Origin of the sequence: Streptomyces virginiae (assembly GCF_000720455.1) — a bacterium.
In the GTDB taxonomy this organism is placed as follows: domain Bacteria; phylum Actinomycetota; class Actinomycetes; order Streptomycetales; family Streptomycetaceae; genus Streptomyces; species Streptomyces virginiae.
This window is the reverse complement of record NZ_JOAK01000031.1, coordinates 51,122-65,301: the sequence shown is the minus strand read 5'-3', so window position 1 is coordinate 65,301 and position 14,180 is coordinate 51,122. Positions and strand designations below refer to the sequence as shown.

11 protein-coding genes and 1 pseudogene are annotated in these 14,180 nt (G+C 73.0%); 4 read left to right on the top strand and 8 right to left on the bottom strand.

All coding sequences use genetic code 11. The features are described 5' to 3' along the window. Positions 1 to 2,287 (top strand): annotated as a pseudogene (locus IG86_RS39305) (ATP-binding protein); the annotation flags it as partial. Positions 2,288 to 2,344: 57 nt separating this feature from the next. Here the strand turns inward: IG86_RS39305 and IG86_RS0132445 are convergent. The 3 genes from IG86_RS0132445 to panB all read right to left on the bottom strand — a co-directional run bounded on the left by IG86_RS0132445 (position 2,345) and on the right by panB (position 5,209). Continuing rightward, entirely contained in the window at positions 2,345 to 3,196 is an 852-nt protein-coding gene (locus IG86_RS0132445) for an ABC transporter permease (protein WP_030832407.1), read from the bottom strand. Then, entirely contained in the window at positions 3,193 to 4,215 is a 1,023-nt protein-coding gene (locus tag IG86_RS0132440; protein ID WP_030832405.1) for an ATP-binding cassette domain-containing protein, read from the bottom strand. Before IG86_RS0132440 ends, IG86_RS0132445 begins: the two co-directional genes overlap by 4 nt. 124 nt (positions 4,216 to 4,339) lie before the next feature. Continuing rightward, positions 4,340 to 5,209, bottom strand: coding sequence for a 3-methyl-2-oxobutanoate hydroxymethyltransferase (panB, locus tag IG86_RS0132435; protein ID WP_030832402.1), 870 nt, complete (start codon positions 5,207 to 5,209; stop codon positions 4,340 to 4,342). A 288-nt stretch (positions 5,210 to 5,497) separates the two neighbouring features. On the opposite strand from panB, the gene IG86_RS0132430 reads away from it, so the two are divergent. Then, on the top strand, positions 5,498 to 6,526 hold the full coding sequence (locus tag IG86_RS0132430; protein ID WP_030832399.1) for an endonuclease/exonuclease/phosphatase family protein: 1,029 nt from the start codon (positions 5,498 to 5,500) through the stop codon (positions 6,524 to 6,526). Between the two features lie 65 nt (positions 6,527 to 6,591). On the opposite strand, the gene IG86_RS0132425 is transcribed toward IG86_RS0132430, so the two are convergent. From IG86_RS0132425 to IG86_RS0132410, 4 genes are all read right to left on the bottom strand, one after another. Next, positions 6,592 to 8,346, bottom strand: a complete 1,755-nt coding sequence (locus IG86_RS0132425; protein ID WP_030901736.1) for an NAD+ synthase — start codon at positions 8,344 to 8,346, stop codon at positions 6,592 to 6,594. A gap of 95 nt (positions 8,347 to 8,441) precedes the next feature. Continuing rightward, positions 8,442 to 9,677 (bottom strand): DUF4190 domain-containing protein, encoded by a 1,236-nt coding sequence (locus IG86_RS45190; protein ID WP_030901733.1) that lies wholly within the window; start codon positions 9,675 to 9,677, stop codon positions 8,442 to 8,444. A gap of 113 nt (positions 9,678 to 9,790) precedes the next feature. Beyond that, complete coding sequence (locus tag IG86_RS0132415) at positions 9,791 to 11,383, bottom strand: multicopper oxidase family protein (protein WP_030832391.1); 1,593 nt, start codon at positions 11,381 to 11,383, stop codon at positions 9,791 to 9,793. Between the two features lie 113 nt (positions 11,384 to 11,496). Then, a complete protein-coding gene (locus tag IG86_RS0132410; protein WP_030901730.1) occupies positions 11,497 to 11,898 on the bottom strand; it encodes a hypothetical protein in 402 nt (133 codons plus the stop codon). A 72-nt stretch (positions 11,899 to 11,970) separates the two neighbouring features. On the opposite strand from IG86_RS0132410, the gene IG86_RS0132405 reads away from it, so the two are divergent. Both IG86_RS0132405 and IG86_RS0132400 read left to right on the top strand, forming a co-directional pair. Beyond that, positions 11,971 to 12,672 (top strand): DUF998 domain-containing protein, encoded by a 702-nt coding sequence (locus tag IG86_RS0132405; RefSeq protein WP_037943409.1) that lies wholly within the window; start codon positions 11,971 to 11,973, stop codon positions 12,670 to 12,672. Next, complete coding sequence (locus IG86_RS0132400; RefSeq protein ID WP_051785541.1) at positions 12,669 to 13,565, top strand: alpha/beta fold hydrolase; 897 nt, start codon at positions 12,669 to 12,671, stop codon at positions 13,563 to 13,565. The genes IG86_RS0132405 and IG86_RS0132400 overlap by 4 nt, the downstream gene beginning before the upstream one ends. Positions 13,566 to 13,629: 64 nt before the next feature. Here IG86_RS0132400 and IG86_RS0132395 read toward each other — a convergent pair whose 3' ends face one another. Beyond that, positions 13,630 to 14,049 (bottom strand): CBS domain-containing protein, encoded by a 420-nt coding sequence (locus IG86_RS0132395; RefSeq protein WP_030832380.1) that lies wholly within the window; start codon positions 14,047 to 14,049, stop codon positions 13,630 to 13,632. Positions 14,050 to 14,180: the final 131 nt, after the last annotated feature.

The window sequence follows — 14,180 nt, the reverse complement described above, 5'->3', positions numbered from 1 at the left end:
CCCCCCACCCCCACCCCGCCCGGCCAGGGCAACGGCAACCTGCGGGCACGGCTGACCACCTTCGTCGGCCGCGAGGACGACATCCGCGCCATCGGGGACGATCTCGCGCGGGCGCGGCTCGTCACGCTCCTCGGACCCGGCGGCGCCGGCAAGACCCGGCTCTCGCAGGAGGCCGCCGAGGCGCACGAGGCACGCGGCGGCTGGCCCGACGGCGTGTGGCTCGTCGAGCTGGCCCCCGTCGACGACCCGGAGGACGTCGCCGAAGCCACCCTCGCCCACCGCAGCCTGCTGCTCGTGCTCGACAACTGCGAACACGTCGTCGAGGCCGCCGCCGAGCTCACCGAACGCCTCCTCACCCACTGCCCCGGCGTCCAGATCCTGGCCACCAGCCGCGAACCCGCTGCTGACCCCGCGGCAGATCGCCGACCGGCTCGACGACCGCTTCCGGCTGCTGACCAGCGGGGCCCGGACCGTCCTGCCGCGCCAGCAGACCCTGCGGGCCGTCGTCGACTGGTCCTGGGACCTCCTCGACGAGGCCGAACGGACCGTCCTGCGCCGCCTGTCCGTCTTCGCCGGCGGCTGCGACCTCGCCGCCGCCGAAGCCGTCTGCGCCGACGACACCAGCGACACCAGCGACACCGGGGACGCCGGGGACGCCGCCTTCGACGTCGCCGACACCCTCGGATCCCTCGTCGACAAGTCCCTCGTCGTCGCCGCCCCCGGCCCCGGCGCCTCCGGCATGCGCTACCGCCTCCTGGAGACGGTCGGCGAGTACGCCGCCGAGCGCCTCGCCGAAGCCGGCGGCGACCGCGAGGAAACCGCCCGCCGCCACCTCGTCCACTACCGCGAGCTCGCCCGGACCAGCGACCCCCTGCTCCGCGGGCGCCGCCAGCGCGAGACGGCGGACCGGCTCGCCACCGAGTACGAGAACCTCCGTACGGCCCTGCGCCGGGCCGTCACCACCCGCGACGCGGACGAGGCGCTGTGCCTGGTCCACTCCCTGGGCTGGTACTGGCACCTCCACGACCAGCGGACCGAGTCCCGGCACTGGACGGAGGCGGTCGCGGCCCTCGGCACCAACCCCTTCGTGGCGCCGGTCGTCCCGGCCGAGCCGGTGTACGGGCAGCTCGTGGACTCGCCGCCGCCCTACAGCGGCGAGGTGCTCGCCGAGGCCTGGCGCGCCCTGCACCTGGTCCGGCTGGCGGCCCGGGACCAGACCAACAAGGACTGGGACGACCCCGAGGTCCGGGCCCTGGTCGACGGGGTGATCGCCACCTACCGGCCGGGCCTCCCGCAGACGTGCCGCACGCCGGCCTCCCTGTGGATCTACGCCGTCATGATCGCGGGCGATGCCGGGCTGCTCAAACGGGTCGTCGACGCGACCGTGACCACCGCCCGCACGCTCGGCTACGACTGGGAACTCGCCTCCGCGCTCCAGCTGCGTGCCAACATCCTCGCCAACCGCGCCGACTGGGCGGGCGACGCTTCCCGCGACGCCGACGAGAGCCTGGAAATCTTCCGGGATCTGGGCGACGACTGGGGCTGCGCGGAGGCGCTGTCCGCCCGCGCCGAGTCCCGGGAGCGGCGCGGTGAGCACGCCCTGGCCGCCCGCGACTACCGCGAGGCGATCGCGTACGCCGAACGCCTCGGCGCGAAGGCGCAGGTGACCGTGTTGCGCGTCCGGATGGCCGGCACGCTCACCGAGAACGGCGAGATGGCGGAGGCCGAGCGGATCCTCACCGAGATCACCGCCACGGTGCAGCGGTTCGGCAACGAGGCGATGCCCGCGGCCCGGATGTTCCTCGCGGGCATCCTCGGCCGCACCGGCCGGATCGCCGAGGCCCGTCTCCAGATCCAGGTGCTGCGCGAGGAGTTCGCCTACGGCGCGTACGCCATCTTCGACGTGTTCCTGCTGGCCACCACGGCCTGGCTGGACAACCAGGACGGCCGCCACGCGGACGCCCTGCAGGGCATCCGCGACGCCGCGGCCTCCTTCCGGCACCCGCTGGCGCTGATGGTCGCCCCGCACCTGCCCGCCACCTTCCTGCTGACGGCGGCGGTCTCCCTCGTGTCGCCCGGCGGCCCGCGGCGGGAGTACGACGGCGCCCGGCTGCTCGGCGCCTACCGCGCACTGCTGCCGCCCCAGCACGTCCCGGTGTCCACGGAACGCGAGGACTTCGCCCTCGCCGAGAAGCTGGCGCGGTCGGCGCTCGGCGACACCGCCTACGAGGCGGCGTACGCCGAAGGCGGCGGCCTCACCCTGGAGGAGGCCACCGCCTTCATCTGACCCGGCCCCCGGCCGGTGCCCGTCCGGGACGCGATCCGGAATGGACCGGTCCGCGGGTCAGGTCTTCTGGCGGAACTTGCGCACCGCGAGCGGCATGGTGACCGCCGTGATCGCCAGCGACCAGGCCAGGGTCATCCACACCGAGTCGCCCACGGGCGTCCCGTTGATCAGGGCCCGGGCCGCGTCGGCCAGGTTCGACAGCGGGTTGTAGTCCGTGAAGGACTGGAGCCAGCCCGGCATCGTGGACGGCGGGGCGAAGATCGAGCTGCCGAACTGCAGCGGCATCAGGACCAGCATGGCCATGCCCTGGACGGCCTGCGCGCTCTGCATGGTGAGACCGAGCAGGATGAAGATCCACATCAGGGCGCTGCCGAAGACCGCGGACAGTCCGATGGCGAGGAACAGGTCCAGCACCGAGGACTTGATCGACAGACCGAGGATGAAGCCCACGGCGAGCAGGATGGCGATGGCCACCATCATGCGGCCGAGCTCGACGACGATCTTGGCGAGGAGCACGGACGAACGGGCGATCGGCATGGACCGGAACCGGTCCATCACGCCCTTCTTGAAGTCGTCGTTGACACCGGTGCCCACCGCCATGGCGATGTTCATGCCCATCATGGCCATGAGGCCCGGCACCACGTAGTTGACGTAGTCCGCCTGGTTGCCCTTGCCGGAGATCGCGCCGCCGAAGACGAACACGAACAGCAGCGTGAAGATGATCGGCATGAACAGGACGTCGAACATCGACTCCGGGTCCTGCTTGATCTGCAGGGCGTTGCGGCGCACCAGGGCGCCGATGTGCCGCAGGTTGCCCCGCAGGCCGATCCGGCCCTCCCCGCGCGGGGCGGGCACCGAGGGCCGACCGGGCGCGGTGGGAGCGGGCTTCGTCGTGGTTACGGTGCTCATGCCGCGACCTCCTCGGTCTTCTCGGTGGGGACGGAGTCCTCGACGAGCGCGGGCTTCTGGCCGGTGATGGCCAGGAACACCTCGTCGAGGCTGGGAAGGTAGGTGCCGAGGTCGGCGATCGCGTACCCGCGGGCGGCCAGCAGGCCGACCACGGCGGTCAGCTGCTCGTCGCTCAGGATCGGTACGAGGAGCACGCCCTCGTCCGGCACGGCCTGGGAGCCGGCCACGCCGTCCAGTCCGGCCTCGGCCAGCGAGCGGGCCATGCCCGGCAGGTCCGAGGAGGACACGGGACGGATCTTCAGGGTGCGGCCGCCGACGCGGGCCTTCAGCTCGTCGACCTTGCCGTTGGCGATGACCTTGCCGCGGTCGATGACCGTCAGCTCGCTCGCCAGCTGCTCGGCCTCCTCCATGTACTGCGTGGTGAGCAGCACGGTGGCGCCCTCGGCGACCAGGCGCTGGACCTCGTCCCACACCTCGTTGCGGGTGCGGGGGTCCAGACCGGTGGTCGGCTCGTCCAGGTAGATCACGGCCGGGCGGCCGATCAGCGAGGCGGCCAGGTCGAGCCGGCGGCGCATGCCGCCGGAGTAGTTCATGGCGGCCTTCTTCGCCGCCTCGGTCAGGGAGAAGCGCTCCAGCATCTCGTCCGCGCGCAGGCGGGCGTCCTTGCGGGAGAGGTCGAGCAGCCGCCCGATCATGTAGAGGTTCTCCCAGCCGGAGAGCTTCTCGTCGACCGAGGCGTACTGGCCGGTCAGGCCGATCGTGCGGCGCAGCTGGCGGGGCTGGCGGACCACGTCGAAGCCGGCCACGGTCGCCGTCCCCGCATCGGGAATGACCAGGGTGGAGAGGCAGCGCACCAGCGTGGTCTTGCCGGCGCCGTTGGGCCCGAGGACCCCGAGGACCGTGCCCTCGCGGACATCCAGGTCGACACCGTCGAGGGCCTTGGTCTCGCCGTAGTGCTTGACCAGCCCCCGCACCTCCACGGCGTTGGGGTTCTTGTCGTTTCGCGTCATGTCCACCATGGGACCAGGCGCCACTGACAAAGCACCGACAGCCGACCGACAAACGTACGACAGACGTACGACAGCCCGCCGACGCGCGGTCGGCGGGCTGTCGGAGCGGTTCACCTCACATCAGCGGGGCGCCTCAGTGGAAGGCGTGCTGCTCCTGCGGGAACGTTCCGCCGACGACGTCCTCGGCGAAGGCCTTCGCCGCGTCGGTCATCGTCTCGCGCAGCTTCGCGTACTGCTTGACGAACTTGGGCATCTTCCCGCCGGTCAGGCCCATCATGTCGGTCCACACCAGGACCTGCGCGTCGCACTCCGCGCCCGCGCCGATGCCGACCGTCGGGATGTGCAGGGAGCGGGTGACCTCGGCGGCCAGCTCGGCCGGGACGAGCTCCAGCACCACAGCGAAGGCGCCCGCGTCCTGCGCGGCCTTCGCGTCGCGCAGCAGCTGGTGCGCGGCCTCGTCGCCGCGGCCCTGCACCCGGTAGCCCATGGCGTTGACCGACTGCGGGGTCAGACCCAGGTGGGACATGACGGGGATGCCCGACTGCACGATCAGCTCGGTCTGGGCCAGCGAGCGCTCGCCGCCCTCCAGCTTCACGGCACCCACACCGGCCTCCTTGACCAGGCGGGTCGCGCTGCGCAGCGCCTGCACGGGGCCTTCCTGGTACGAGCCGAACGGCATGTCGCCGATGACCAGCGCACGGCTGGTGCCGCGTACGACGGCCGCCGACAGCATGGTCATGTGGTCCATCGTCACCGGGACGGTGGAGTCGAACCCGAGGTGGCAGTTGCCCATCGAGTCGCCGACGAGGATGACCGGGATGCCGGACTCGTCGAAGACGGACGCGGTCATCGCGTCGTAGGCGGTGAGCATGGGCCACTTCTCGCCGCGTTCCTTGGCGAGGGTCAGGTCGCGGACGGTGATGCGCCGGGTGCCCGTGCCTCCGTACAGGGTGGGGGAGGCCGCGGCTGCGGGTTCGCGGGCAGGCGAAACGGCGTGCGTCATTGCAACTGCTCCTTGTGTCATCTCGAGGCACCCTCACGGTGTCCCCGGACTCACCCACCATGGTGGCATCCCCGGGGGTGTGGGCGGAAGTGGTCCGCAGGGCCCGCCGGTCCGGGGGCGCCAATGTGCGCGTTTCGTGACAAGCGGAACCCCTTGCGTTCAGCCGTTCGTCCTCCCGGACGTGCGACCGTGACGGACGGTCGTGACGTACGGCACGGAAGGCTCCGCTTCATCGCCTAGGGTCAAGGGGCGGGGACGGAGCGCGAGCACGGCAGTGAGGGCAGTGGCATGGCACAGGCGTACAGGACGGAATCGGGGAACGGCGGCTCGGAGCCCGAGCCCTCCGAATCCCGCTTCCGGCGCCGGCTGGCCGAACTGCGCGGGGACTCCGGGGTCTGGCGGCGCGGATGGCTGCTGGCCTCGATCGCGGCGCTGCTGTCGCTGGTCATGATCTTCCACGCGGAGCTGCCCAACGACGTCGGCAACCTCGGCAGCCTCACCGAGACCTTCCTGCCCTGGCTGGGCCTGGCCGTCCCGGTACTGGTGGGCGGCGCCGTCTACCGCCGGTCGGCCACCGCGCTGATCGCGGTCGTGCTGGCCGCGGTGGTCTGGCTGAACCTCTTCGGCGGTCTGGTCTTCGACAAGTCCGGCACCGGCGGCAACCTCGTCGTCGCCACCCACAACGTCGACGCCGACAACCCCGACCCGCGCGGCACCGCCGCCTCGGTCGCCCGCTCCGGGGCCGACGTCCTGGCCCTCACCGAGCTCAAGGGCGGTGTCGTCCCCGTCTACGAGAAGGCCCTGGCGAGCACGTACAAGTACCACTCGGTCGAGGGCACCGTCGGACTGTGGAGCAAGTACCCGCTGAGCGGCAGTGCCCCCGTCGACATCAGGATGGGCTGGACCCGGGCCATGCGGGCCACCGTCGCCACCCCCGAGGGCGACGTCGCGGCCTTCGTCGCCCACCTGCCCTCGGTCCGCGTCAAGCTGAACGCCGGCTTCACCGCCAACCAGCGCGACGACAGCGCCGACGCGCTGGGCGCCGCGCTCGCCGCCGAGCCCCTGAAGAAGGTCGTCCTCCTCGGCGACCTGAACGGCACCATGAACGACCGAGCCCTGTCCGAGGTCACCTCGCAGATGCGCTCCACCCAGGGCGCGGCGGGCGACGGCTTCGGCTTCAGCTGGCCGGCGCAGTTCCCGATGGCACGCATCGACCAGATCATGGTCCGCGGGATCCGGCCCGAGGCCTCCTGGACCCTGCCCCGCACGGGCAGCGACCACCTGCCGGTCGCCGCACGGCTGACGGTGAACAAGTAGCGGCGCGCACCCCAGGAGCGCGGAAGGGGCCCCACCGGTGATGCGGTGGGGCCCCTTCCGTTCCGCTACGCCTGTTCGCGCCAGCCGTTCGTGATCGGCAGCCGGCGGTCCTTGCCGAAGCCCTTCGCGGAGATCTTCGTGCCCGGCGGGTACTGGCGGCGCTTGTACTCGGCCGTGTCGACCATCCGCAGCGTCTTCGCGACCAGCTCGGCGTCGAAGCCGGCGGCCACGATCTCGTCCAGCCCCTGGTCCCGGTCCACGTACAGGGCGAGGATCGCGTCGAGCACGGGATAGTCCGGCAGCGAGTCGGTGTCCACCTGCCCCGGGCGCAGCTCGGCGCTCGGCGGCTTCACGATCGAGTTCTCCGGGATGGGCGGGGTCTCGCCGCGCTCGGCGGCCGCCCGGTTGCGGTACCGGGCGAGCCGGAAGACGTCGCTCTTGTAGACGTCCTTGATCGGGCCGTACGCGCCCACCGAGTCGCCGTACAGGGTGGAATAGCCGACGGCCAGCTCCGACTTGTTGCCGGGGGCCAGCACGATGTGGCCCTCCTGGTTGGAGACCGCCATCAGCAGGGTGCCGCGCAGCCGGGACTGGAGGTTCTCCTCGGCCAGACCGGTGAGGCCCAGCGAGCCCATGTAGGCGTCGAACATCGGCTCGATCGGCACGGTGCGGAAGTTCAGGCCGGTGCGCTCGGCCAGGTCGGCCGCGTCGCCCTTGGAGTGCTCCGAGGAGTACTTCGAGGGCATCGAGACGCCGTACACGTTCTGCGCGCCGATCGCGTCGCAGGCGACGGCGGCGACGAGCGCGGAGTCGATGCCCCCGGAGAGCCCGATCAGGACCGAGCGGAATCCGTTCTTCTTCACGTACGCGCGCAGGCCCACGACCAGCGCGTCGTAGACCTCCTCGTCGTCGTCGAGCCGGTCGGCGTAGCCGCCGGGTACGACCGGCTCGTACGGTTCCACCGGCTCCGCGGACAGCACGACGCGGTCGATGCGCAGTCCGTCGTCCACCACGCCCTCGGGGGCGTCGGTGCGAGCGGCCGGCAGGTCGAGGTCGACCAGCACGCAGCCCTCGGAGAACTGCGGGGCGCGCGCGATGACCTCGCCGTCGGCTCCGACGACGATCGAGTCGCCGTCGAAGACCAGCTCGTCCTGGCCGCCGATCATCGCCAGGTAGGCGAGGGTGCAGCCGGCCTCCTGGGCGCGCTTGCGCACCAGTTCGAGGCGTACGTCGTCCTTGTTGCGCTCGTACGGGGAGGCGTTGATCGAGACCAGCAGCCCGGCCCCGGCGGAGCGGGTGGCCGGGACGCGGCCGCCCTCCTGCCAGAGGTCCTCGCAGATGGCCAGGGCCACGTCGACGCCGCGCACGCGGATCACCGGCTGCGTGTCGCCCGGCACGAAGTACCGGAACTCGTCGAACACGCCGTAGTTGGGCAGGTGGTGCTTGGCGAAACGCAGCACCACCCGGCCGCCGTGCAGGACGGCCGCCGCGTTCTCCGGGGAGCCGGCCGGGCGCCCGAGGCGGGGCGTGGCCTTCTCGGTCCGGTCGAGGTAGCCGACGACGACCGGCAGCTCGCCGAGCCCCTCGGCGGCCAGCCGCTCCGCGAGTTCGCGCAGTGCGCTGCGGGAGGCCTCGACGAAGGAGCCGCGCAGGGCGAGGTCCTCGACGGGGTACCCGGTCAGCACCATCTCGGGGAACGCCACCAGGTGGGCGCCCTGCTCGGCGGAGTGCCGGGTCCAGTGGACGACCGAGTCGGCGTTGGCGGCGATGTTGCCGACGTGCGAGTCGATCTGATTCAGAGCGAGGCGTAGTTGAGGCACGGGGCCCAGTCTAATCGTCTTTCTGACGCGATGTCCTGGGCCCCGTGTGTTTCCCGGGTTTTCGGCGTGCCGCGCGGGCTCGCCGTAAGGCTGTGTCAGCCGATGGGACCGACGTACTTCACGTCTTCGAGGAGTGTTCCGGCGGAGATGTCCGCGGTGATGCTCTTGGTGCCCTCGGGGATCTCGAACGCCACGACGCCGCTGGCGGATTCGCCGGGCAGGATGGACCCCTTCACCATCTTCGGGACGCTGCTCCCGCCGCCGCTGTCGAAGACCATCTCGGCCGTCATGCCCTTGTCGTCGCGGACGTTGGGCACGGCGTAGATCACCTCGTGCGGTGCGTTCGAGCCGTTGGTGATGGTGATGGTGAGCTGGACGGCGTTCTTGACCTGCTCGCGGGCGATGATGCCCTTCGGCTCGTACTTCGTCGGCTTCGACAGGCTCACCTTGACGCCGTTCGGGTAGGTGAAGGTCTCGCCGAACACCAGCGCGCTGGTCAGGCCGGGCACCTGGGAGGGCGACGGGGACGCCGACGGCCGGGGCTCACTGGTGGGGTACAGGCCGTCCGTGTCCGGCTCGTACTCGTCGATGCCCGCCTCGACGCGGTCGGAGGCCCGCTCGACGAAGGCGACGGTGAGGAAGAAGCCGCCGATCGAGGCGAGGATGCCCACCCCGGCGAGCACGGTGCCGACGATGGCCATCGTCTTGTTCGGGGCGCCCTTGTTGGCGCGCACGATGGCGCCGATGCCGAGGCCCACGCCGGTCAGGGCGAGGATGCCGCCGAGCCAGAAGAGCAGCGGCACGAAGCCGAAGAGGATGCCGAAGCCGCCGACGATCAGGGCGGCGACGGCCAGGCCGTTGGTGGTCGGGGCGGTGGCCTGCGGGTAGCCGGGGTACGGGCCGGCGCCGAAGCCGGCGCCCGGCCGTCCCCACGGGTCGCCGGGGCCGCCGGGACCGCCGGGGCCGGGAGCACCCGGAGCGGCGTACGCGCCGAACGGCGCGGCCGGGGCCGCGGGAGCCGGGGCGGGCGGGGCGAACGCCGAGGCGGCCGGAGCCGGTTCGGCGGCGGGGGCCGCGGGAGCGGCGGGGACCTCGGGAGTCTCCGGCGCGACGGGAGCCTCGGCTGCGGCGGGGGCCGCGGGAGCGGCTGGAGCCTCGGGAGCCTCCGGCGCGACGGGAGCCTCGGCGGCGGCGGGTGCGGCGGCGGGGGTCTTCTCGAGCGAGAGCGGCTGCGCGGGCGCCGGTATCGGGGCCGCCTCGGGAGCGGGCGTGCCCGCCGGTTCCGTCGGCGGGCCGGTGGGGGTGCTGGGCGGGTTCGGCGGGGTGGTCATACCGGCGGAAGCGTCCTTTGTCGCGGCTGTCGTGATCAGAGCAAGGGTGCCATGCCGGTGACGAACGCCCTTCCGAATTCGCGCCCGGCCCCGGGCCGCTCCGGGGGCCGCCCCTACAGCTGGTAGCCGATCACCGTCATCATCCCGGACTCCGAGTGGTAGACGTTGTGGCAGTGCGCCATCCACAGCCCCGGGTTGTCGGCGTCGAAGTCCGCCGTCAGCCGCCCGCCCGGCAGGATGACGGCGGTGTCCTTGCGCGCCCCGCCGGGCGCCGTGCCCACGGCGAAGGTGTGCCCGTGCAGGTGCACCGGATGCCACATCGGCGTCGCGTTGCGGAACTCCAGCCGGACCCGCTCGCCCGCCTTGACCGGGTGCCGCTGGTCCGGCGTGTACGGGGTGCCGTCGAAGGCCCAGTTGTAGCGGGTCATGGAGCCGGTCAGCCGGATCTGCACCGTACGGTCCGGCTCGCGCGGGGCCAGTACGGCCTCCCCTGCGGCCCGCAGCGAGTCCGCCGTCAGCGGCCGTGCCTGAAGCTCGGCCGGCCGGGTCGCCGCCGTGGGCGCCGTGCCCGAACCGGTGCGCAGTACCGCGAGCGCCGACCCGTCCTTGCCCTCCGCCAGCGCGGTGAGCGGGAACACCCCGTCCTGGGCGGTGACCAGGACGTCGTAGCGCTCGCCCATGCCCAGCAGCAGCGAACCGGTCGTCGTGTGCTCGACCGGGAAGCCGTCGGTGTGGGTGACCGTCAGTTCGTGGCCGCCGAGCGCGATCCGGAAGGCGGTGTCCCCGCCGGCGTTGACGATCCGCAGCCTGATCCGGTCCCCGGCGCGGGCGGTGAAGACGGACGGGTCCTCCGGCACCCGCCCGTTGACCAGGTAGTGCGGGTAGACGACGTCGCCCGCGTCCTTGCCGAGGACGTCGCTCTCGCCGCCCATGTGGACGTACTTGCGCCCGTGGGCGCCGCCCGCGCTCTGCGCGCTCATGCCCTTGCGGAGTTCGGCGAGTACGGCGTCCGGGGTGGCGCCGTCCACCCCGTCGATCCAGTCGTCGAGGACCACCACCCACTCTTTGTCGTAGGAGAGCGGCTCCTTCGGGTCCTCGACGATCAGGGGGGCGTACAGGCCGCGGTCCTGCTGGACCCCGGTGTGCGGATGGAACCAGTACGTCCCCGGGTGCGCGACGGCGAACTTGTACGCGAAGGACCCGCCGGGGGCGATGTCCCGCTGGGTCAGCCCCGGAACCCCGTCCATGTCGTTGCGCAGCGCGAGGCCGTGCCAGTGCATGGAGGTCGCCTCGGGGAGGTTGTTGGCCAGGGTGAGGGAGAGGGTGCCGCCGGCGGTGGCGCGGACCTCCTGGCCGGGCAGCCTGTCGCCGTACGCCCAGGAGCGCACCGTGCGTCCGCCGCCGAGGTCGAGCGTCGTGGCGGTCGCGGTGACCTTGACCTCGGTGACCGGGCCGGTGGCCCTGCGGGCGGCCTCGGCGGCCCGGACCTCGGGCCCGGCCGGGTCGACGTACCCCGCGGGCCCGTCGGCCTTCGAGCCGCCGTGATGCATGGGGCCGGAGCCGGAGCCCTGGGCGGAGCCGTGACCGTGGCCCGTACGGGAGCCCGCGGCGGAGCCCTCGGATCCGGAGCAGGCGGCGAGCAGCCCGGAGCCTACGGCGGCCGCGGCGGCGCCGAGCACGGCGCGGCGGGTGGGGAGACAGCGCAAGGGAGCACCTCGGGGGTGTGGTGTGACGGGTTCACGGGCGCGGTTCGGCGTCACCCCGCGCGGAAGACCGGGCGCGAGAAGGTGAAGGGGGCTGCGGCGACGCCGGGGCCCGCCTATATCCGCAGTACCGCCGGCCGCAGGAGCAGATCGCGGGCAGCGGTCGCCGCGGGCGCGGCGGGGCGGCCGGACCCGGGGCACGCACCGGCCTCGGACAGCGCCGCCCGGGCGGCCTGCGCCGGCTCCGGAACCGGTTCCTGGGCCGGCCCCCGCGTCTGCGGCGGGGCAGCCGGAGTGTGGTGAGCACCACCGCGCACAGCCGCACCGGGAGCCCCGGCCGAGGCAACGCACCGGCTCGCCGACACGTCCTCCATGGCGTGGGACTCAGTCGGACGGCCCGGGGACAGCACGGTGACGGCGCCCAGCAGCAGCCCGCCCAGCAGCAGCGCGGCGAGCGGCAGCGCGGCGAGCGGCAGGAGCCGGGACCCCGGGGCGGCTCGCTGAGCACTGCGCGTCATGGCCGGAACCCTACCCGGGGTGGGTATCCGATCGGAGGAACGACCCCGGGCTTGCCTAGGATTAGTCGCACTATGTCCCCACATGGGCTCACCACGCGCACCGCCTGGCCGGTCGCCCTCCTGATCGGCCTCGCCGGCGCGGCCTACACCGCTTGGGTGCTCGAAGTCGTCCTCTCCACGGGCCTCAACCCCATCGAGACGTACGTCAGCGAACTCGCCGCCCAGGACCAGCCGCTCGGCGGCCTCTTCCGGGCCACCGACTTCACCGCCGGGCTGCTCGCCTTCGCCGGCGGCCTGCTGGCCCTGGTACGGCTGCTGAAGTACGCCGAGTCCCGCCGCCTCTGGGCGGTCGTCGGCTGGGCCGGGGTCACCCTCTTCGGCGCGGCCACCGCGGCCGACGCCTGGCTCCCGCTGAGCTGCACCCCCACCGCGGACCCCGAATGCGCCGCCCGCGAGACCGCCGGACTCGTGCCCGCCACCCACCAGGCCCACGCCGTCAGCAGCACCCTCGCCATGACCGGGGCCCTCGTGGGGCTGGTGGCCCTGACCGTCGCCGCCCGCCGCTACGGCTGGTTCGCCCCGCTCGCCCGCTACGGGCCCGCGCTGGTCGCCATGGAGCTGCTCGCCACCGCCTGGACCCTGTCCGCCATCGCGATGTTCACCGCCGGACGCGGCACCTGGGCCCTGGGCGCCGGTCAGCGGCTCCAGGTCCTGCTCGTGGCAATCTGGCTGGGTCTGCTCGCCCACTCCGTCCACAAGGAACGCCGCACATGACCGTGCACGAGCCGCCGCACCCCGGAAGCGGAGGAACGGGCCTGTTCGTCCGCGTCGACGGTGTTCCGCTGCACGTCCTCGTCGAGGGCCGGGGCCCCGTCTGCGTCCTGAGCGCCGGACTGGCCATGGCCTGGTTCGACTGGGACGCGGTCGCCGCGCTGCTCGCCGCCGAAGGGCGTACCGTCGTCCGCTTCGACCGCCCCGGACACGGCCTCAGCGGCCCGTTCACCGCACCGCCCACCACCGCCGGGGAAGCCCACCGGATCGCGGGCCTGCTCGACGCGCTGGGGTACGGCGGGCCCGCCGCCGACCCGGTCACCGTGGTCGGGCACTCCATCGCCGCCTTCCACGCCGAAGGCTTCGCCCGCCTCTACCCGCTGCGCACCGCAGGTCTCGTCCTCCTCGACGCCAGCGTCGAGGAGGACCCCCGCACGGTCCTGCCCGCCGCGCTGCGCACCGGCGCGGCCCGCGCCCTCGGCCGGGCCGTGACCGCCGCCGGACTGCCGGCCGCGCTGGGCCCCACGGCCCGGCGCGCCACCGTACGGGCCTCCCGCACCGGCGGCGGCGATCCGGCCGCGCGGGACCTCGTACGCCGCTGCTACCGCACCGGCCGGGTCTGGCGCGGCGCCCTGCTGGAGAACTCCCGCTACCCGGACATGGCCGCCGAGCTGGCGGCGCTGCGCCGGACCCGCCCGCTGACCGCCCCCACCACCGTCCTCGCCGGTCACGACGGGTCGGCCGGCCGCGGTGCGCTGCGCTGGCTGGGCCGCCAGGCGGACCTCGCCGACCGGATCGGCGCCCGCTTCGAGGTCGCCGAGCCCGCCGGGCACCTGGTCATGCTGGACCGCCCGGACCAGGTGGCCCGGGCGGTCATGGAGACGAGCGAGCGCTGACGGGCGAGCGCCGGCTGGGACGAGCGAACGCCGGAGCGAGCCGGCCGACGGGTCCCGGTCCTGGTCAGCGCCGGGCGTAGACCTTCTCGACGAAGCCGGCCATCTGGTCGTCGGACAGGTGCTGGGCCAGGTCGGCCTCGCTGATCATCCCGACGAGCTTCTTGTCCTTGATCACGGGCAGTCGCTTGATCTGGTGGCTCTCCATCTCGTCGAGCACCGCGGTGACGTCCGCGTCGGCGTCGATCCAGCGCGGAGTGCCCTGGGCCATGTCCCCGCACGTCATCTTCGACGGGTCCAGGCCCTTGGCCACGCAGTTCACGACGATGTCGCGGTCGGTGATGATCCCGCACAACCGCTCTTCGGTGTCACTGATGGGCAGCGCACCCACATTGAGCCGGGCCATCAGCTCGGCCGCCCGGTCGAGCGTCTCGTGCGCCGGTATCCACTGGGCCCCGGGGTGCATGATGTCTGCGGCGGTGGTCATGACTGAACCTCCTGAGCACGCCGTTCACAGCCGGGTGCGGGCGCGCCCGGCCGGCGTCCCCATCGCGGTGCGCCGTCGCGGGGCGGGCCGTTCGGCCGATGCGACGACCCCCGGACGGCGCCAGTACACGC